This is a genomic window from Pectobacterium carotovorum (assembly GCF_033898505.1).
Taxonomy (GTDB): Bacteria; Pseudomonadota; Gammaproteobacteria; order Enterobacterales; family Enterobacteriaceae; genus Pectobacterium; species Pectobacterium carotovorum_J.
Map to the genome: position 1 here is coordinate 868,110 of NZ_JAXAFK010000001.1, position 20,690 is coordinate 888,799.

Consider the following 20,690-nt stretch of genomic DNA (forward strand, 5'->3'; position numbering starts at 1 on the left):
GGATTACCCATTTGGGCACAGGTTAGTATTCCTGATGCCGGATAGATGTAAGCAACAACCCAAAACCAGATTCAGTACTTGCAAAACGGAGGTAGTCCATAGATGTAGTACGAGGCCTCGGATATTCCCGCTTCGCGGCAGACGTCTTTCACGGAACGTCCGGCTTCAACGGACTTCAACACGGCGATGATCTGGTGCTCGGTAAATCGGGCTTTGCGCATAGCGATCTCCTCAGGGAACATACTCAGTATGTCGGAAGATCTCTAAAAGTGAATGGTTCAGTTAAGCGGGATACTTACAATTATTGTATCCAGATATCTAAACATTTCTCTGGATACAATAACCTCAAGATCTAACAATCCTGAATTAACGCCTTCAAATCCTCTACAAAATCATTATATTCTGGATTTGTATCTTGTATTGGTTTTATATCCCCATGCTGCAACAGATATGATATGTAAATTAAAAAAACTAAAAAAATATCCGCGTAGTAAATGTTACAGTTATCCACTTTCTCTTGGTATTTTAATATTACAGACAAGGTCTTATGGACGTCCAACTCTTTAATTGCGCTATTAATGTCATGTAAAGTTTTAAAACCAAGTAATTTTAAATCGCTAACGTTATCTTTATAGTGTTCGCCGAAGCTTGCATTAGGAAGGGGTTCTCTTGTTGAAAAATTAATTCCTTTTGCTTTTTCAACATAGCTTTCATATACTTCATTTAGCAAACGATCAACTTCAATAAAAATAGCTAAAGAGCGTTCATTTATCGAGGTGTTATTTGTTTTGTTTTTCTTTATGTTTTGTCTTGTTACTTCATCATAGTTTATTATTTGGTTTTTTATATTTATAAATTCTTTATCTACTAACTCAAGTGTCCCTGACAATATGGAAAATGATCTACGTATCTCATCAGGCATAGAGTTACTTGATTTATAACCAAGTTTATGCTCTATCTCTGCCCATCCATGTTGTAATATTGTCCGAATTTGCACTTCAAACTTAAAATTTTTGAATCCTTCATATTCAGGTAAATTTGTCCTTCCTTCTTTTAAAGAAACAATATAGTGGAGAGACATATATCCAAACCTATCTGGCTCAATAGATTTTCTTTTATCAATAGAGTTTTCCTTATCGACTTCAAACTCTTCTCTTATTAATTTTTCAATCTCATCAATGTCTGTTGAGTAGAATGTTACTATTCTGAACCCTAGGATGTCAGTTATATCTCTTAGTGAAGTGTATTTATTCTTTTTATCAATTTTTTTTGATAGACTAGTTTTATCTTTTACTCTATAGGATATGGAATGAGATTCTATCCCTCTCTTTCTTAACAAGGAGCTCAATAATGCATGTATTGACAGCCCCATATCTTTGAAAGTTATTTCTTGAGATAAAAACTCGTCAATGAGGCTATCCTTCGATTGCCCAGTCCCACTCTGCATAAAATTTTCCTTCTTATGTTTTTTATGTGAAACATATACTCTCTTTGAAGATGTTAAAAAAAACTATATCAGATAAGAGTCCTCTTTTGAGATGCCTAGTTTTTCAGATGACCATTATTCAGTGACCTCGACCATGAAATCAATCAAAAATTTAGTTGCAGTTTCTGCGATTTCAGTAATGTCTTTCGGTGCTTTCGCACAAAGCATCAGCAGAGCTTGTTTTTGGTGTTATGATAAGTGTATTATGCCGTGTAACACGCACGTATTCATGCGGGAGAGAAACCATGACCGCGAAACAACGCAACACGCAGAGCGTGACCATGACAGTAGAGCGTGCCTTACTGGTAAGAGCGCGTGAGGCGGGTATTAATCTGAGTGCCACCCTGACAACCGCCCTGGATGCAGAGCTTCGCTATCGTGAAGCGAAAAAATGGCAGGAAGAAAACAGGGAGGCTCTCGCAGCACTAAATCGTTTTCATGATGAGCAGGGTTGTTTCAGCGATGAATACAGGACGTTTTAACCATGCAATTCACTGTATACGGTAATACTGGGAAGAGCGTCGTTTACCCGCTGTTGCTCGATGTCACGAGCGATATTATTGGGCAATTGAATCGTCGGATAGTGATCCCATTGCTCCCTATTGAAAAGTATCCGGCAGGCCGCCGACCGGATCGCCTTGTCCCCGTCGTCAGACTGACGGATGGCAAAGAATACGCCGTAATGACTCATGAGCTGGCAAGTATCCCTGTCCAGGCTCTGGGTGCGGTGTTTTGTGATGCGTCGCAGTACCGTTCTCAGGTAAAGGCGGCAATAGATTTCCTCATCGACGGGTTCTGACGTTTCTTTCTATTCTGTTAAACAGGCATGCCTTTAATCGTGGCTGATGGGAGCCTGTTCAAGCTCGTCTATCGTGCGGAAGAGAAACATCTCCCGGTTTTTCGCATCAAACGGAACCGAAATTGCGTTCCTTACTACAGTCCTGATACGGTCAAACATCCTGATAAGAGCGGTTTTGGTTTTGTTGTTCGGCATAACATAAGTAGGTTTAACGTGAAGATACGGACCATGAGAATCGGAAACGTTGAAGGGTTTTGCTGATGGTTTTAAGTTGCGGATTTTTGAGCCGTTAAGAGACATTTGGGGGTCACTCCGTCATCGAACTAACTTGACCCCAAATCTGACCACCAAATTCTCCCGATGCAGGGGGAAAACAGAATGTGTACCGGAAAGACTTTTCACGTGAAAGCATTGAATAAAGTGATAAAAGCAAAAATCCCGCTTAAGTTGCCTTAAGCGGGATTTTTTAAATTTGGCTCCTCTGACTGGGATCGCCTTTGCCATTAACTGGCTAATATTTAAGCTAAACCTGAATTCACTTTCTGTCAAGACCACCAGAATGACCACCAATAGTTATTGGTTATTTAAAGCAGGTTTAAACACTTCGCTTCATGTGATGATCGTTCTATGTGGCTGCAAAGCGAACTCTGGGAAAAGTTGTGTCAGGGGCCACTGTTAATGTTATCACCCTCCACCCAGTCAGGCAGGAAAGCGATCCCCAACAGTTAAACGCGGCCTGACGCATTGCGTCGAAATCGTCACAGCCAAACATGGCTGCAGGGGGGCTCTGGCCGGATGATCAATCACGTTCGACCAGCAGAGCAGATCTGCACCGTGCAATTTGTCGATTAAACGATGGGAAGCTATATCATCCAGTGAGGCAGTTTTCCAGATAGGCCAGGCTGGCACACAGTACGCGCGTTTGTATCGCTATTTTACTGGCAATCAGCGTGCTGTCGGCAATGTCGCCAATGCGAATGACACATCTATCCGCTTTCGACATGAACAGCCCACTCAATAGGCTTCGGGATGCTCTAAGAGCATAAACGGACATTCTTGGCTCCTCTGACTGGGAACGCCTTTTCCATTAACTGGATGATTATTAATATAAAGTTATGCTTTGTGGTGTCAATACCATCAGAATGACCACTAATTTTTTCTAATTTTCCTTTTCTGTACACAAGCCAAGTATTATGCTTTGTATGTCAGGTTTTTTTGTCTTCAAACCAGAAACCCATTCCAGATAACGATCCATTATTTTTCTTAGATTTAGATTCTTTCGTCATACGGTGATGATTGAATATGGCGTTATTCTGGCGAACATCTTTTTCATTGAACCTGATTCGCCTAAAAGCTGTACGAATAAATAATTTCAGCTTAACAATTTATCTCCAATAAATAAAATTTGAGTGATTATTAGGGGGGTAATGTCATTTAACAATTTTACATTGTGCTTAAAAATCATTGAATAAATACCCATAAATTAATTTAACGTGTAGATTAATAATAAAATTATTTATTCAATTCTGTGTGCTACTTTTTTAGGTCAAGCTACCGGAGATAAAAATGGACAGACGGATTGTTATTTGCTGCGATGGGACTGGTAATGAATTAAACCGGACAATGTCAAACGTACTCAAGTTTTATCGCATTCTTGAAAAAAAAACACAGCAGCAAGTTTTCTATACGCCGGGAGTGGGCACGCTGGCGCTGGATAATCCTTGGCAACGGTTTAAACAACAATGTCGTCTGTTATTAGGACTGGGGGCAGGGTATGGTCTGGATAACGACGTGCTCAAGGCATACGATTTTTTGTGTCAGAACTGGCATGAAGGAGACAAAATATATCTGCTTGGGTTCAGCCGCGGTGCTTATACGGTGCGCGTTGTAGCTGCGTTAGTTGAAACTATCGGCATCATTCCACCTGGCCAGCGTAACTTGGCCGAATACGGCCTGACGGCGTATAAAAAGGCCAGTGGCGACCGGTCTGCCACAGCTCCCTCTAATGATCTGGAGGACGCCTGGCTCTTTGGCCGTATTGCGGGCGGGCGACCTGCGAGAATTGAATTTATCGGCGTATGGGATACCGTCTCTTCAGTGATAGTGCCCCGCAGCGATCGCCTGCTGCCAAGCATACAAACGCTTCGTTTCACCCGAACCAACAAGGCGGTGAAGTGCTTTCGACAGGCCATTTCCATGGATGAACGACGGCGCATGTTTCGCCTGAACCGATGGATAGACCCTCAACCCTACCGACCTGTTCCTTACCGGAAAGAGAGCGAAATCTCTCAGGATATCCAGCAGGTCTGGTTCGCAGGAGTTCATGCTGATGTCGGAGGAGGGTATCCTGAAAGTGAAAGCGGACTCTCCAAATATCCTCTGATTTGGATGCTGGAAGAGGCGCAAAAAGCCGGTCTGACCTATGACGAAGAGTGCCGTCGTGCAATCAGCAAGGGAGGAAAACTGACTCGCGGCGGCGAAACCTTCGTTCCCCCGGATGCTACCGGAATACTCCACCGTTCCCTGAGGGGGCTGTGGTGGCTCCTTGAGTACATCCCCAAAAATAAACGCTGGCGCGAGTGGTGCACTTCGCGACCTACTTTTCTGGGACGCTACTTGCCTCTGGGCGAACCGCGCGCTATTCCACCGGGTTCGCTGATACACGCTTCGGTAAGGGAGCGAATGGCGAAGGATCCGCACTACCGTCCTATAAACCTCAACGGTTCTTACCAGTTTACCGATGACGTTGTTTCAGAGCCGCAACTCGAGGAAAGCATCGATGCAGTACATTGACAGACGGCGTGTTCCGCCACCAGAGGAGTTACGGGGCGATAGGCTTTTTAGCAACGGGGAGCGGATGTGGCAGTTTTTGCAGCTTGAACCCAATAGGCGTGCGCAAACTCGAGCCCCACAAAGCAGCGTTCAGTCTGGCAGCTATTCCAGCGTGCTGCCCGCACTTCACTCGCTGTTTCATGGCCGCTGTGCGTTTTGTGAATCCCAAACGTCAGCATTGGACATACATTATTTTCGCCCCGTGAACGGTGCAGAGCCTCATTACGGTTTGGTGGATAGCCATATTTACTATGCCTGGCTGGCAAACGCATGGCAGAACTTCTACCTGGCCTGTGCAGACTGTAACGCGCATGGCCGTAACTATTTTCCGGTGAAAGGGAGGCGGGCGCCGATCCCCACGCAAGAGATGTATATGAAGTATCTGGAAAGTGGTACAGGGCTGTGGCCAGTGTGGCCTCCTAAAGAGAGAGCTCTGTTGTTAGATCCCTGCAAACTCCAAAATTTTTACTCCCATTTTTCGGTAGAAGTTGAAGGTCGATTAGTCGCGCAATCTGAAGCGGGAAATGAAACCATCAACACATTTGGCCTCAATCGCAGCGAACTAGTTAATAAGCGGTCGATACGTTTTGGCAAGTATCTTGAAGGTGTTGCCAGTGCGATTAAGTATTCATCCTCAGGCGAACTCAAAACGTTGTTCAGCTTTTCAGAGATTGAATTTGGCGGTAGCTGGTATCTACTCTTACGGCGTCTAGCAGAAAAAATTGGCACGCGCAAAGGACCAAAACCGAATCTCTCACCCGCAAGGATTATCCGCCTGTTCTTACCGTTGCTTAAAGAGCCACGCGGTTTGGAATGGTTTACTGACGCCATAAATGAGAACCAGCGTAAAGAACCGCTATTCAACGAAGAGTTCAGCGAAGACGATATTTCTGGTGCGAAACCTGCGCGAATAAGCGAAGTTGATTTTGAAAATTTTAAATCGCTGCAAAAAATCGCGCTGAAGGTCACCCCAGTAACGGTAGATCATGATGGTGCACCGATAGCTCCTGCGGTGCTTATCCTTGGAGAAAATGCTACCGGCAAAAGTTCAATCCTTGAAGGTATTGCATTGGCGTTGGCCACCGAGGAAGCAAGAAAAAAACTCACCCTCAACTGGCGTAGCTATGTACTGGATCCGCGGTACATGGGGGGGGAACCGGGACGCGGCTCTGATACCGCTTATGTCAATATTCTCAGTTCAGAACAGCAACGCCTCAAAATGACGCTCAATAAGGGCGGTTATCAGATCAGCCGGGAACAAGGTTTTGATGTTGGACCTGTTTTCGCGTATGGCGCCTTTCGTCATTACCAGCATAAGCAGCGCCGCTATGCCGCCGATCACCCGGTGCGAAATCTTTTTGATGGCAACCTGCTCGGCAATCCACAGACCTGGCTATTGGGGCTTGAAAAAGATCACTTCAATATGGTGATCCGCGCTTTACGTGATGTTCTGGCGATCGAAGGAGAGTTTGACGTTGTAGAGCGCGATGAAGCGGCGGGGGTGTGCTATATCGTAACGCCGCTGTTTCAACAAAACGGCGAGCCTCTTCGTATTCGTACCCCGCTGAATATTGTTTCATCAGGATTTCGTTCCGTGCTGGCGATGGTATGCGACATCATGGCCGGGTTGATGAATCCGGAATATAACCCCACCTTTGGGACGCTGGATAGCGCTCTGGGCGTGGTGTTGATTGACGAGGTTGAAGCGCACCTTCATCCTCGTTGGAAAATGCAGATAATGAAGGGATTGCGTCGGGCGCTGCCTAATATGACCTTTATTGTCACCACTCACGATCCGCTTTGCCTGCGGGGCATGTGCGATGGCGAAGTGGTCGTATTACAAAAAACGGTGAATGATAATTCGGTATTGGACGATGAATTACCCACCACAGTTCAGGCCTTAACCGCTTTACCGAATATCGATACCCTGCGCATCGACCAGCTTCTGACGGCCGACTTCTTCCAGCTCTATTCCACTGTTGAGCCAAAAATAAACCAGCAAATGGCCCATGTGGCCGACCTGCTAGCAAAGGCGCAGCAAGGGGGCTCGCTAAATGACGTGGAAAAACGAGTCCTTTACACGTTCGAGAAAGATATCGCCTCAGCAATGCCCGTCGGGACGTCGGAAGCGCATCGTCTGGTGCAGGAAGCCGTCGCGAGGTATTTGCAGGACCGGCATCGAGAAACGCCGAACTCCCGCGCGGCATTGCGGGAACGCACAAAGGATAAAATTGTCGATATTCTGAAGCAGGTACTGCGATGAGAAAGGTCATCCGCACACAGGAGCAGACGTTACCCCCCGCAGCCTTGAACGCGAAGAATAAAGACGGGACCACCGAACTGGAACGCTCGAGGGCGCATTATGCCGTGGAGCAAGAGAAAAGAGAGAGCTACGACTTTGTTGCTTATAAAGCCGATGAGGTTAAATGGCGACTTAATGCGCTGTTTCATTATAAATGCGCCTATTGTGAGAGTTTCTTTTCGGCCTCCGCACCGGTGGACATTGAACATTATCGCCCCAAAAGTGCCGTCAGTGAAGACGCGTCGCATCCGGGATACTGGTGGCTGGCGATGGACTGGGATAACCTCCTGCCAAGCTGTATTGACTGTAACCGTAAGCGTAAACAGCGGCTTGTTGATGGGGCTACCGAACTAAGCGTACTGCTGGACCGCCAGACGCAATCACGTAATTCGTCAGGTAAGAAGGACAGCTTTCCTGTAGCGCGCGGCGGGCCAAGACTTTTGCCGGAAGATAAAAACTATGTGACCGAGTCGCCGCTGTTGCTCAACCCTTACTATGACAATCCCGACGAGCATATGCGGTTTGTCAGCATCGGCAATCCACCGGTGAGCCTAGCGATCCCGATTGGCGAAGGGCCAAGTGAACGCGGGGTCACCTCAATTCATATCTACGGCCTTAACCGTCTCGGTCTCGTGCAGGAGCGGACGCGCTATCTGCGTCGGCTGGTATTTTTAGGTGAAATGCTGATTTCTCTCGGTGAACTTGTCGAGGCGATTGAGGCTACGCCGCTATCTGATGAGATTAAGGCGAGTATTAATCGCAAGCTGGAATTGCTCATGACGTGGACGGGGGAAGAAATGAAGCAAATGACTTCAGCGGATCAACCCTATTCGGCAATGGCCACGGCCTGGGTGACCGAGTTTACAGCGAAGATGGCGGAGCGCTAAAGCGATGTTAGTCTGGCGTAGCCCGCATACGGGAGCAATGCCGCATTTTGTTTATCTGATTCATAATAACCCTTTGAACCGCAGAAGTAGTTTTCTGTTAGATGCCTTTGACGAATACCTGCGCAACAAGCTGGCAGGCTTTGAGCATGAAGTCTTTGCGGTGCTGTTTCTGGATACGCGCCACCGGCTGATCGAGTACCGGGAGATGTTCCACGGCACCATCGACAGTGCATCGGTGTATCCGCGTGAAGTGGTCAAGGAAGCCCTGCGGCTCAATGCGGCGGTGGTCATCCTCTTGCACAACCATCCGAGCGGGAATCCTGAGCCGTCACAGGCGGACAAGATGCTGACACAGCGGCTCAAGGAAGCGCTGGGGCTAGTTGAGGTGCGTATGCTGGCAGGTCATTGTGGCCGGAGCAGGCTCCGTGTCGTTTTCGGAGCAGTGGCTGATTTGACGTACCATCTACACAAAAAAGCTATCAGTCCTTATCCACCCAACGCGCCTCGCCTTTTCCAATACGGCGGATGGTGACACTCGTTCCGCTCTGTAGAGATTCAACTTCAAGCAGGCTCGGTAGTTCCGCCTGAAGCCTCTGTCTGATTGTTGTGAGCTGTGAAAAATCTGGCGTCGCGATCGACACTTGTCCATCTTGCGGATCAACTTCAATACGCAGAGGCACTGTTGAGTCTGTTGCCCATTGCATCGTCCACTCCTGCGACGCCCACCTGCCATCTACGCTTGACACAACGTCGTGCCGAAACTGCTGCCAGATTGCATGAGTCTCAAGCGTGGGCCATCCAGGAACATGGTCGAAGCCTGCTACTTCTTCCGATTGTAACCAGGTTTTCATTTCCGCGCGATTCGTGAAGGCGGGCGCGAGTTGCTCCACGGCTATCTTGGCGGCCACCCGCGAGGGCAGTCCGGCCCGAACAAGCATGGCCATGGCGTTGGACGGTAGTCCAGCTTCCAGGCAGGCGGCAGCAGCTCCTTCGACGGGTAGTTCTGATTCGCCTCCATTGATGCGCCGATTCATCCGGATGGCTTCAATCGCCCAAACCAGGCGATAGACAAATGCGTCGTCCACGAAGCGCATTCCCTCTTGGCCGATGGCCCCTACGTCTTGCCCTCGCACCCAAGCTCCCAGCAAGTCTCTCCAGTTCGCCGGCAGTGGGTCATCTGGAACGAAGGGACGGATCGCAAGAAGCCGCTCTCCCATTCCAATGAGAGCAGCGATCAGGGCATCTGCGTCACTGGCGAGAGCGGCTGCATCGCCACGGTCAAGAAGCTCAGTCAGCTCGACAGCCAACGCGTCGATGGCAAGGCCCGATTCTAGGCCCACTCCCATCGCGAACTGACCTTTGCGTTGCTCGACCGTTGTTTTGTTCCAAATGAGCTGTGCTCTACTGAGGAGAATCCACACTTGCTTCTGCTTTTCGGCGCCGTCAAGGTGAGCGATTTGCCTTGCCCAAAGTGAACCCGCAAGGGCTTCATCGAGCAGCCTTGGTAGATCCGCACTTTGCGCGTCAAGCGCTTCGACGAGCCCAAGGACGGTTGTATCCAACCGCTCGATGAGGCTCTCCATTGAGTCTGACTCCATCTCACCATCTACAGCATCCGGGAACCAAGCATCTTGCGTGCTAGACAGGTAATCCATGGCATCCCCACGCGCAAAAACACCCGACGTCGCGAGGCGCCGTATGACCTCGTTGACCACGACAATGATGCCGCTTGAGAGTGACCGAGCCTTGGCCGACGTGACCAACTCTCTCCATCGCTGGTGGCGCCAATTTTCTGGCTGATGCATTACGTGGATCACGAGTCCTTCGAGATCCACGAATGCGCGCCCGGCGCGGCCCGCAACGTTGGCAAACTCCTCACCCGTGATCAGAGTGCCCGCCCTGTACAGATTTGGGATCAGGAGTACCGCTGCATTGAGGTTCAGTCCCTGCGCCAAGGTGGGTGACGCCACGGTAACGCGTAGAACGCCTGCGGCAAGTAGTGTCTCCACTTCCCGCAGGAAGGGGCCGGGAAGACGACCATGATGAATCGCAACGCCGATGGCCAGACAGCGTACTGCAGGATGTTCCGCGCCTAGCCACTCCCTACCTACGGCCATGGCACGTTCAACCTCTTGGGCGTTGGCAAGCAGAGATGGCAGAAAGCCTCGTCGCTGCAGGTCCAGGGCCGTCTCGGCAAATCCTTCAACATGATCTCGTTGGGTGCAAAATACGAGAGCTCTCTTTCCTTGCTCAGAGAACTTCCATGCCGCTGCGAGAGTTAGCTCCTTGTTGTCCTTTGGAAACGCCTTTCGACGAGGGCGAATGGGTGGGACCTCTGGCACAAAGTGTCGAATGAAAGGGCCATCTGGCTCAAGGTCGAAGCTCAGCCGCGCAGAATTTCCGAGCCAAGATAGAGTGCCAAAGCGCTGACGCGTAGGGCGCCAACTGGACTGGATCGGATCGCCAGGCGCATCACTGCGAATCCACGCAGTCAGATCGTTGAGCTGATCGCCTGCCGGCAGAATTGCCGAAAGACAAACGATCCGTCGGTCGCCATGGTCAGTGCGCCGCAGCAACCGTTGCACCAGATTCTCATAGCGGATCTCGCGTTCACTTGGACCAATCAGATGTCCTTCGTCTAGGACGATCAAGCCGACATCATTGATGATGTCGGGGTCGTTCCGCAAAGCAAAATCCAACTTTTCTGGGGTGGCTATGACGATGTTCTGTTCCCGCAGCGCATCCTCGTCATTTCCTGCTACACCGCTGCTTCCATACAGCGACGAGACGGAAAATCCAAGAGGTGTGAATGTCTTGCGGAAGGATCGCTCGGTCTGAGCGGACAGAGCCCTGAGTGGCGTGACTATCAAAACGCGTTTACCACACGCCAGGGCCATCAACGCAGCGATCTCTGCAATCCGTGTCTTGCCCGCGCTCGTGGGGAGCGCGACCACTAGGTCGTCGGAGACATCGACGGCTCGCTGTGCCGCCAGAAGTTGAGAAGGCCACAATTCGACCTCAGATGACCTCCTGCAGTACAACTCAGAGACAAAAAGCTTCCGAAGTTGTGTGTAGTCTTGCGAGCCAGGTGGCCCTTCGGAGGGCAGAACCTTGTGCAGACTGCTTGCCCAAAGATCATCTATCAGGTTCACGGTGATTCGAAGAATCCACCAGAGTGACACCGCGCTGGCCGCTCCGGTCAACGAAATCGCCCGTTTCAGCAGGTTGCGAGCTTCTACAACGAGGGACTCTTGGCCGGTTTGCAGGGCAAACTCAAAGAACACCAATGCTCTGAACATAGTCGACGTCGCTACACGCGAAACGATATCGTCGGGGTCAAGCGCTCCCTCGGCCGCAGCTCTGGCGATTCCCTCATCTCGGTTCGCTGGGCTGCTAAGCCACTCCCTCGCACGTTGAACCAGGCCTTGAAGATCACGCACGATTAGGAGCGCGAGCGCATCCTCGGCAGGCGAACGATTCTGATCGGCCTGTAATTGCGACAGAAGCGAAAATGCCAGCGCAGAGTAGTTGGCCAAGTGATAGGAAGCAGCCCCCATTGTTCGATAGAACCCTCGAGATGCGTCGGCCTGTGACCCGTTCTGAACCAATGCCTCAAAAGCCCCACCTGCCTGTACGAAGCCTTTTCGCCAAGTCACTGCATCGCCTCCAAGCTCGCGTAGCGCCAAGGAAACACGTAGTACTGAGAAGCCATAGTCCGCAAGATCGGAGTCGAGCCCTTCGCTGAAGGCTGGAGCGTCTGGTGGCAAGTTTCCTTCATGGCGAATAAGAGCCCTTGCTTGACCCCGGGCCTGCAGGCGACCTCGATATCCGTCTTGTGTGATGTCGAGCAGGAATGCAGTCAGTTCTTCAGTCGTTTCCAAGTGCCAGAGCCCTCTCGTAGCAGGCCAGAATGAAGGCCTGATGGTCTTCTATGCGCAAATTTGCAGAAATATGGGGACGAACCAGATCCGCCGCTGCGAGATCGTCGTACAGTGCCTGAGGCGTGGCGTTGCCCGACAAGGTGAACAGCATGTGACTGGTTCGCCCTTGGGGCGCAGCTCGACTGGCGACTTCATTACGAATCCGTCTACCCATCTGCCGTCGTTCGCCTTCACCCTCCATGAGTCGATCCGCGACGAAGAGAAGGGATGTTGCCGTAGGTCTGCCATCGTCTCTGGACAGTGCTTTTCGCGCCTCAGAGATGGTGGCGTTGGCAAGGTTTGCACGACTCTTAGACTCGCCTTTTAAGTAGTGCAAATTTTGTTGGTCATCGAGCTTTAGACCGACGAAATCGTCGCCGCGCAGCGCCATCTCTCGACCATCCTTGTATCGCAGGCGACGGATCGGAACCTCGAATTCAAGATGTTCTTCGACCAACTCGGTCGCGAGGATCTCGCCAAGCTCTCCCGAACGTGCTCGGGTGGAGCGCGGCATGCGCTCAGCCAAAATTGCAGCCGCGCCTGGATATCCCAACTCACGGACGTCTTCAGCTATTTCGTCCAAATTGTCGTAGTGAGCTCGGATCCGAGTAGTTAGGGTAGCTTCGATAGCAGCCCTTCCTCCATCGCGTTCGGACAAGCGCCATAGCTGCTTGTTGTCTTGCTCTTGGATAGTTCTGTCGCACCAACGTGGATATAGCATTCAAAAGCTCCGTATTCTTATGCCAGGTCTTTCTGAGAGAGGTGGATTAAACCCTCAGTGCGACGGCCGCAAGCTGCAATTTTCTTCCAACCCAAAAGTTGCCTCACGTCATCACTTTAAGTTCTTCGACGTTACCCCGGCTTCAGCCTCGCGGAGAATACTAAGGATCTGTTGGTCGGAAAACGCTTCTTCATGGGGATGTCCTCATGTGGCTTATAAAGACATTACTAACATCGGGGTGTACTAATCAACGGGGAGCAGGTCAGTACTTGGACTGATTAGGCTATCTAGGGTTCCCCTCATAAAATATTTTTCAGAATCTTGGATGTTGACAGTAGTAAATTGATTGTATTTCAGTTAGAAAATATTATCGATAAATTAACGGAGTGACGGGATGAGTAACGCGCATGAGGCCAGCGCGTCGGCCACTGGCTATCTGTATCAGTGTCGCTACGCATTGCTAAAAGGACTGGAAGCTACTCTGGATTCACCAGAGTTCAGGATTTCAATTGAAAAGTTTGATGATATAGCTTTTGAGGCAAACGGCTTACCGATTCATCTTATCCAGACCAAACATCATAAAGCCAAAACTGGAAAGCTGACTGACAGCAGCGCTGACCTTTGGAAAACGCTACTCATCTGGATAAAAAGTGTAGCCACCGATAGTGGCGGTTTCTCAAGAACTCGTCACTTCCTAATAACAACTGGTTTGGCACCTTCGAATTCGGCGTCTTTTCTATTACGGACAGAAAGTCGTAACGAGGCTCAAGCCGATTTTTTGTTACTCACGACTGCAAACAGTTCAAATAACCGCGCGCTACAAGAAGCTTTCAACGCCTATAAGATCTTACCGGAGGAGGCTCGATTTGCTCTGTTAAGATCAATATATGTACTTGATAGATCTCCCTCGATTACTGATGTTAAAGAAGATATTTACCGGCAATTGCACCGTGCTGTAGGAAGACAGCATATCGAAATTTTCACCGAGCGTTTAGAAGGCTGGTGGTTCGACCAAGTGATACGTATGCTCAGCGGCAATGAGGTGGGCAGCATCCCAGTGCTGGCTATTGAATCCCGCATTGATGAACTGCGAGAGGAGTTTCGACGTTCCTCATTACCTGTAGATTTTCGGTCATTTTCTCCTCCTCAAGAAGTGATCGCTCAGCTAGATAGTCGACCCTTTGTCAATCAATTGCGTAAGATAAATCTCGGGTCGGCCCGTATTGAGTATGCCATCCGTGATTATTATCGAGCTTCAGAGCAACGCTCAAAATGGGTAAGAGAAGAATTATTGCTTAATGATGAGCTTAAAACGTTCGAGCAAGACCTGATAGAGGCTTGGCAGCCACGATTCGCCGCACAGAAAGACGATTTATTACCTGATAGCGATGAGTCCGATCGTATACGTTCTGGAAAGGACCTGTTCACATGGGCAGAACAGCAGGCATGTTTTCCTCTCCGCAGCCTACGAGAGCGGTTTCTTACCCACGGAAGCTACCATATTTTGGCTAACCGATACGCAGTGGGGTGGCACCCTGACTACATGCAGAATAATAGTGATGAACAGAAAGGAGAGGATTGATGATGGAGCCTTGGTCTTCCCGTCCCATCGAGGAGAGCTACCTCTTCAACCCAGCTTTCTGCGTATTGCTTATAGCCAATACATCGTCAGAATTCAATAAAAAGACCGGTTGCTCTTTACCCTTTGCACTAGCCTTTATAATCCTTCCGATAATTCTTCATCAGAAAACACGCAAGGCTCTGCCTGCTACAACCGTAACGTCACTAATGGCATGGTGCCAGGACAACCGAGATACGATGATTAATTTCCCCGACAGAGTCAGGCGGCTAAACGGTATTACCCGTGAGAGCATATTATTTGGCACAAGGCAAAGCGCTCTTTGCTTGGATGAAAATGGTGATTTAAAGAAAGGAGCTAAACTGCTCTCACCTACAGAAAAACGAACGCCGCTGTTTACTCAGGAAGCCGGAGAATGCATTGAGCGTGCGGCATTTCTGGGGCGTTGGCTCGCAGCAGCTGGTACAACAGCGACTATTTATGCTGCATGGGGGATAGCGCCATGAGTCTTCAGATAGCCAGCCTTGTGATTTACAACCACGGGGGAGAACGTCGTGAAATCACCCTTCATCCCGGTCAACTGAACATCTTGACCGGCGCATCCAAAACGGGTAAATCAGCAATAATTGATATTATTGATTACGTTACCGGGCGAAGCGAATGTTACGTAGCCGATGGCGTTATCCGCAAATGTACGCAATGGTATGGGATCCTTTTTCAACTGAATGATAGCCAAATCTTTATCGCGCGACGCAATCCAGATGCCGGTACACAGTCTCACGGCGACATCTATATTGCCCGCGGGAGCTCCCTGTCGATTCCCGATGGCGCAACTCTCCACAAAAACACTACAGTCAACGCTGTGGAGAAATTTCTGGGAACGGCAATCGGCATTAATGAAAACGAACACCGTCCCCCGAGTCCTACGCGACCCTCTCTGGAGGCAAATTTCCGCCACTCGCTTCTTTTTTGTTTCCAGGATCAGAACGATATTGATAACAAACAGCGTCTGTTTCATCGCCAAGATGATGGTTTTATAGCGCAGGCTATCCGGGACACCTTTCCTTATTTTCTTGGCGCAATGGATGAAGAGCGGCTCTTACAGCAAGCCCAATTGGACGATGCGCGAAAACTACTGCGTCAGCTTGAAAGGTTGGTACGGGAAGCTGAATCGCTGGATGACGCCACATTTCCGCGTGCAAAAGCTCTTCTTGAAGAAGCTAAAATGGCAGGGCTTACCGACGATCGAACCGTAGTTGTAAACTATGAGGCCTGCATGACTCTGCTCCAAAGCTTGAGCGAGCGAGGAGTATTTTCAGATGCAGTTGTAGTAAGTGATCATGATGACATATTGATGCGACTGCGCTCAGAACGTCAAGGGATGCGTACTGAGCTTGAGAGACTGAATAGCGAGATTCGTGAAACGCGGGCGTTTACCTCAGAATCAACCGGCTATGAGCGAGAGGCGCGGGAGCAGCGTGCAAGACTCAGCGTAGTGAATTTGATAAAGTCCTCAGAGGTATCGCAGCTTTGTCCTCTTTGCGAAAGTCACCTCGAAAACGTTCCTCCTTCTGTTGCTCAACTCAACCATTCACTCAATGAATTGAGCCGACAACTTGAGGCGGTAGAAGCAGAAAATCCAAGGCTCCAGAAGCGCTTAGCAGCCCTCCAAATACAGGAAAATACTCTCCTCAGTAATCTTCGAGAGAATCAGAAAAAAATCAGTGATTGCATCCAACAAGCTGAATATCTGCGAGTACAGCAGGAAAACTTTATGCTGCAGGCGCGGACTCTGGGGAAAATCGCACAGTATCTTGAAACTGTCAGCGATGCAGAGCAGTATTCGGGTCTTCGCACCCGGTTAGAAAATCAGCAATTAACTGTAAGTTTCCTTGAAAAAAAATTGGATCCGACTGCTGTACGAGAGAAACTTGCGGCCTTCCTCAATATAATCGGCCGTTATATGACTGAATATTCGGAACTTCTCGATCTAGAACATCAGGGAAGCAACCTGCGTCTAGATATCCGCAAACTCACCGTTGTGGCAGATACCTTGGACGGACCGGTACCACTTTTCCGTATGGGCAGTGGGGAAAATTGGGTCGGCTACCATATTTTGGCTCATCTGGCCCTTCATCGCTGGTTCCGTCAAAAAAAACGCCCCGTGCCAGGATTTCTAATTCTCGACCAGCCATCGCAGGCGCATTATCCACCTGAAAAAGATAATGATGGGTCTATTGACTCTCTGAAGAATGAAGATCAGAACGCTGTAAATCGGCTGTTCAGCCTAATCAACCACGCTGCTAAAACGCTCGCCCCTGATTTACAGATAATAGTTATGGACCATGCAGACCTTAAAGATGACTGGTTTCAGGCTGCAGTCTCTGATCGCTGGCGTAATGGCGTAAAACTTATTCCAACAAGCTGGATAACACCCCAGAAATAATGGCAAGACGCAAATTTGAGCCTACAGCGCACTTATTTCTGAGCGTAAGAACACTGTGCTATGTTGGCGGGGATAGCTACTATCCGGTGACTGAAGTAATGAAGGTTTAACTGGAACAACGACGTCTAGGCAGGCGAAAGATTTGTAAGTAGGTCTGGAGAAGATTAGGTTTGGCTCTGCATGAGAATGTGAACGCTGGAACATAAATCCAATTGAGGCATTAACTATAACTTGCTGCAGTGCTGTGCCAATGCAATAAATTTAGTAAAAATATGATGGCTAGATTTGATAGGTTGATTTATAGGGGTTGTTATGTGTTTTGCAAATTTAGAGATACTCAACTTTCGTGATTTTGAGACAGTTAATATCCCTCTGACGGGCAACATAGTCTTGTTGGGCGAGAACCTCGTCGGTAAGAGTAATCTTCCATTAGCGATTCGCCTGTTCAACCTTATGATAGATAGATATTAATGGTGTGATTTATAAGGGAATGTACAATCATGAAAATGTGCCAAATACTAACAGGAGTTTTATGATGATTGATAGATTAGAACTTACAAAAAACATTCAATTCTATAACTTAATAATACCAGAAGACAATCGAAACAGAACAATAACAGACGTTGAAATAACTAATATTTTGGATGCTGCAGATGACAATATTGAACCTGGTAGTGATTACCTATTAGAGGAGTTTAGAATTGACAAAAGATTAATTGAAAATAATATCCCTTATAAATATTCATTGCGAATCTTCCCAACACTCAAGCCAGTGTATTTTATTGGGGAGATCGAGGGCGGAGAGAACTACCAAGATAAAATTTATGCTTTTATATTAATTCTTGAGTTTGATAATAGTGTGGCAATAATAAAGAAAAGCTGTGCAAATATTTCAGATGATATTGAAAGAAGTTTTAATTTAGTATCGAGTAATTTATTGGCTAGCACCTTTAATGATTCTGATGTTTTATTCCAAAAAATATCCACAAGAACAATAACTAATTCAGATAAGGCAATCAGAAATAGATCTGCAGAATCAGCAGATCTTAAAGGTTCTTACTCTACTCATGCTGCTGGCAGGTCAATACCTTACTACTTAAAACTTAGGCAAGGTGCAATAATTAAGACAATCTCTGGTTCAGGACGATTGGTAGAGGCGTCACAGAGAGTTAATTTCGATGAAATTGCGACATGGTCTTATAATCAACTTTGTCTGATAAGGCAAGGTGGAGGGGTTAAGGACTTCCTCAATTCTTTTGCAAAACAAAAAGATTTAAATGATGTTTTAAGCTCTACTGTGCCAAGTGCCTTATTAATAGAAAGTACTTCATTATATGAAAAGTTAAAATCGGAAGGTGCCATACTAAAATACAAATTGCCTGATGGATCCGATTGCATTCTAAATGAAATACAAGTAAATCGGTTGCTTCGTAAACTTGAAAAAGTTTATGAAATAAAATCTGACTTGACTATTCAAGTGCCGCTTGGTAAGGCTAAGATACGAAAAAACAACAAAACACTAACGATTGACTCTACTGTTCTAAAAAAAATAAAAGTTTCGTACAACTCTAAAGATATAACTTTGCAAAGTTTTATCTTTAAAAATGGTTTCTACAGCATTACGTTTACTGACCCATGCTATATGTATTTTATGGGTAATTGTTTCGAAGACTCTTCAGGTATATCGGAAATCAATAGCATATTAGAAATGCTTGTCCCTAAAGCTAATATAAAAAACGTCTTAAGTGAGAAAGGTTTGCTTTTAAAAGGAATGGATAAGTTCTCTAATGATTCCATGTTTGATGTGGTGGAAAACATTCATAGTGGGGATGATTACATCTTTTGCGATGACTTAGGGAATGAATGGGCAGACCATATCACATTTAATAAAGCGGATTCATGCATTTGTTTCATTCATTCAAAGCATGGTGACAAAAGCACATCAGCAAGTAAACTTCATGACGTTGTTGGTCAGGGTATAAAAAATCTTGGATATATGTATTTTAATACTGCTGATTTTACTGTTAAATTAAAAACAAAATTTAATAAAAACTATACTGGAGTTTACAATAAAAAGTCAGTATCAACTAAGATAAAAAAGGTAAGAAAAGGTGACACTAAAAACATTAAAAAATACCTTGACGACCTTTTTAAGGATGTTAAATTGCATAGAAAATGCATTCTTAGCTGTTCATTTTTATCCAAAAAAGAGATAGAGCGCGAGTTCATTAATTTGCGAAGAAAAAAACCGGTTAAGCCTCATGTGATTCAACTGCTATGGATCTTGTCTTCTTTTTCTCATGCTGTAAAAGAGGCTAATGCTGTTCCAATTATTTATTGCGATAACTAGAAAATATTTTGAGAGGGGTAATAAACCTCTCAAAACAATACCGATGAATATTCCTAATTTATACTATCGATTGGAGGTTTGGAATTTGTCTGAAAGGTACATCAAACTCTATGTATTCAATCTCAATAGATTAAATTTCAAGCTCTATACAGCATGCTTTATTTAGAAGGAGACAATTGATACTACTCTTTTGATCAGGTATCAATCGCAGAGCTATAAGAATAAATAATAAAAAACTCATAAGCTGAGTTGATGAGCTTTAAGTTACGCGCCAACAGGAAGGCAACTGATCCTATAGGATAATCCCTTGAAAAGTCAGCACTTGAATATGTGGGATTTTATCATGACCTTAAATAAGGCTGAGGCCAGAAATACGCGGGCTCCCGGCATCAGAGCGCCTAGCTGCCAGGCAATCCCCGAGCAAACCGCAATTGGCTTCGCTGCATAAGTGGTTGATAGAGAAAAGCGCGACACTGTCGTAGAAATCCCGGTTGGGGGTGGCGTTCGCTTATGCGCTCAATCAGTGGGGTGCTCTGTGTTATTACTGCGATGACGGGCCGGTGGAACCTGATAATGATGATGCGGAGCGGGCGCTGAGAGAGGTCTGTCTGGGGAAAAGAATTATATATTCTTCGGTAGTGACAATGGCGGTGAGCGCGGCGCACTGCTTTATGGGCTGATAGGCACATGCAAACTCAATGTATTGACCCTGAGGCTTATCTGCACCATATCCTGGCGTACTGCCGAAGGCGTCTACAAATAAAGTGGCCGAATTGCTGCCATGGAACGTGGTTCTCACCGATAAATAACCGTCAAGACGGCGTTCACTTAACGCTTATCGATATAGTCATTCCATTTTTCTTCAAGAGATATACCCTTTTGGCGTAGCTTTATGCCTAGTGTGTACTCTCTAACGTCCGCTTTCGTTAAAGATGAGTGTCAGACTTGAGTGTGTTCTACCTCAGAACACTGCTACATCAGGTCTGAAGTTATACAGTGAAATTCAATTTCTAAATCACAACCTTCAACCCATTTCACCGCTGCGAACCAAGGGGCGCTACGCCCGGCTATGTAGGTCATATCTTTTCCTTCCGTGTGCTTTTCGTTCCCGTATCAGCTTCCGGCTAATCGTTTCCCAACACAACCCGTCCCGCAAGGGTAAATAGCACGCATTCTGCGCCCTTGCGGGCCGGAACGATGTCGGGAAAGCGAACCGTCAGGCGATTCGAAGACGAAAATCACACACTGACGGAGAAAAAACGATGACTATTTCCCTGCATACCCAGACTAGCGCCCCTAACACCGCAGCGGCGACCAGCGTATCCTCGCTGGAGCTGTAAGTATCCCACCAAAACGGCCCGTTCATTT

15 protein-coding genes and 3 pseudogenes are annotated in these 20,690 nt (G+C 47.4%); 12 read left to right on the plus strand and 6 right to left on the minus strand.

The features are described 5' to 3' along the window. Nucleotides 1-104 precede the first annotated feature (104 nt). Together R9X49_RS03710 and R9X49_RS03715 are read right to left on the minus strand one after the other, a co-directional pair. Nucleotides 105-221, minus strand: a pseudogene (locus R9X49_RS03710) (transposase); the annotation flags it as partial. 131 nt (nt 222-352) lie between these two features. After that, on the minus strand, nt 353-1,447 hold the full coding sequence (locus R9X49_RS03715) for a hypothetical protein (protein WP_319847274.1): 1,095 nt from the start codon (nt 1,445-1,447) through the stop codon (nt 353-355). 284 nt (nt 1,448-1,731) lie between these two features. Between R9X49_RS03715 and R9X49_RS03720 the strand changes: the two genes are divergently transcribed. Beyond that, on the plus strand, nt 1,732-1,968 hold the full coding sequence (locus R9X49_RS03720) for a type II toxin-antitoxin system CcdA family antitoxin (protein WP_319847275.1): 237 nt from the start codon (nt 1,732-1,734) through the stop codon (nt 1,966-1,968). Between the two features lie 2 nt (nt 1,969-1,970). Continuing rightward, nucleotides 1,971-2,285, plus strand: a complete 315-nt coding sequence (locus R9X49_RS03725) for a CcdB family protein (protein WP_039508990.1) — start codon at nt 1,971-1,973, stop codon at nt 2,283-2,285. Nucleotides 2,286-2,318: 33 nt separating this feature from the next. Here the strand turns inward: R9X49_RS03725 and R9X49_RS03730 are convergent, their stop codons facing one another. Together R9X49_RS03730 and R9X49_RS03735 are read right to left on the minus strand one after the other, a co-directional pair. Beyond that, nucleotides 2,319-2,585 (minus strand): hypothetical protein, encoded by a 267-nt coding sequence (locus R9X49_RS03730; protein WP_319847276.1) that lies wholly within the window; start codon nt 2,583-2,585, stop codon nt 2,319-2,321. A gap of 568 nt (nt 2,586-3,153) precedes the next feature. Further along, nucleotides 3,154-3,339: a hypothetical protein gene (locus R9X49_RS03735; protein WP_319847277.1), complete on the minus strand. Its 186-nt coding sequence runs from the start codon at nt 3,337-3,339 to the stop codon at nt 3,154-3,156. A 512-nt stretch (nt 3,340-3,851) separates the two neighbouring features. Between R9X49_RS03735 and R9X49_RS03740 the strand changes: the two genes are divergently transcribed. The 4 genes and pseudogenes from R9X49_RS03740 to R9X49_RS03755 all read left to right on the plus strand — a co-directional run. Then, nucleotides 3,852-5,078, plus strand: a complete 1,227-nt coding sequence (locus R9X49_RS03740; RefSeq protein ID WP_319847278.1) for a DUF2235 domain-containing protein — start codon at nt 3,852-3,854, stop codon at nt 5,076-5,078. Next, complete coding sequence (locus R9X49_RS03745; protein ID WP_319847279.1) at nt 5,065-7,380, plus strand: AAA family ATPase; 2,316 nt, start codon at nt 5,065-5,067, stop codon at nt 7,378-7,380. The genes R9X49_RS03740 and R9X49_RS03745 overlap by 14 nt, the downstream gene beginning before the upstream one ends. Continuing rightward, complete coding sequence (locus tag R9X49_RS03750; RefSeq protein ID WP_319847280.1) at nt 7,377-8,306, plus strand: HNH endonuclease; 930 nt, start codon at nt 7,377-7,379, stop codon at nt 8,304-8,306. The genes R9X49_RS03745 and R9X49_RS03750 overlap by 4 nt, the downstream gene beginning before the upstream one ends. 103 nt (nt 8,307-8,409) lie before the next feature. Next, nucleotides 8,410-8,761 (plus strand): annotated as a pseudogene (locus tag R9X49_RS03755) (JAB domain-containing protein); the annotation flags it as partial. 24 nt (nt 8,762-8,785) lie between these two features. Here R9X49_RS03755 and R9X49_RS03760 read toward each other — a convergent pair. Both R9X49_RS03760 and R9X49_RS03765 read right to left on the minus strand, forming a co-directional pair. Next, nucleotides 8,786-12,187 (minus strand): DEAD/DEAH box helicase, encoded by a 3,402-nt coding sequence (locus R9X49_RS03760; RefSeq protein WP_319847281.1) that lies wholly within the window; start codon nt 12,185-12,187, stop codon nt 8,786-8,788. Continuing rightward, nucleotides 12,174-12,947 carry a Hachiman antiphage defense system protein HamA gene (locus R9X49_RS03765; protein WP_319847282.1) on the minus strand — a complete coding sequence of 258 codons (774 nt, stop codon included), beginning with the start codon at nt 12,945-12,947 and terminating at the stop codon, nt 12,174-12,176. Before R9X49_RS03765 ends, R9X49_RS03760 begins: the two co-directional genes overlap by 14 nt. A gap of 394 nt (nt 12,948-13,341) precedes the next feature. On the opposite strand from R9X49_RS03765, the gene R9X49_RS03770 reads away from it, so the two are divergent. The 6 genes and pseudogenes from R9X49_RS03770 to R9X49_RS23125 all read left to right on the plus strand — a co-directional run. Next, a complete protein-coding gene (locus R9X49_RS03770; protein ID WP_319847283.1) occupies nt 13,342-14,529 on the plus strand; it encodes an ABC-three component system protein in 1,188 nt (395 codons plus the stop codon). Then, nucleotides 14,529-15,032, plus strand: coding sequence for a three component ABC system middle component (locus R9X49_RS03775; RefSeq protein ID WP_046622944.1), 504 nt, complete (start codon nt 14,529-14,531; stop codon nt 15,030-15,032). Before R9X49_RS03770 ends, R9X49_RS03775 begins: the two co-directional genes overlap by 1 nt. Further along, a complete protein-coding gene (locus tag R9X49_RS03780) occupies nt 15,029-16,972 on the plus strand; it encodes a DUF3732 domain-containing protein (RefSeq protein ID WP_319847284.1) in 1,944 nt (647 codons plus the stop codon). The genes R9X49_RS03775 and R9X49_RS03780 overlap by 4 nt, the downstream gene beginning before the upstream one ends. A gap of 532 nt (nt 16,973-17,504) precedes the next feature. Continuing rightward, entirely contained in the window at nt 17,505-19,322 is a 1,818-nt protein-coding gene (locus R9X49_RS03785) for a hypothetical protein (RefSeq protein ID WP_319847285.1), read from the plus strand. Nucleotides 19,323-19,813: 491 nt separating this feature from the next. Further along, nucleotides 19,814-20,002: an IS66 family transposase gene (locus R9X49_RS23120; RefSeq protein WP_354532089.1), complete on the plus strand. Its 189-nt coding sequence runs from the start codon at nt 19,814-19,816 to the stop codon at nt 20,000-20,002. A 582-nt stretch (nt 20,003-20,584) separates the two neighbouring features. After that, nucleotides 20,585-20,656 (plus strand): annotated as a pseudogene (locus R9X49_RS23125) (hypothetical protein); the annotation flags it as partial. Nucleotides 20,657-20,690: the final 34 nt, after the last annotated feature.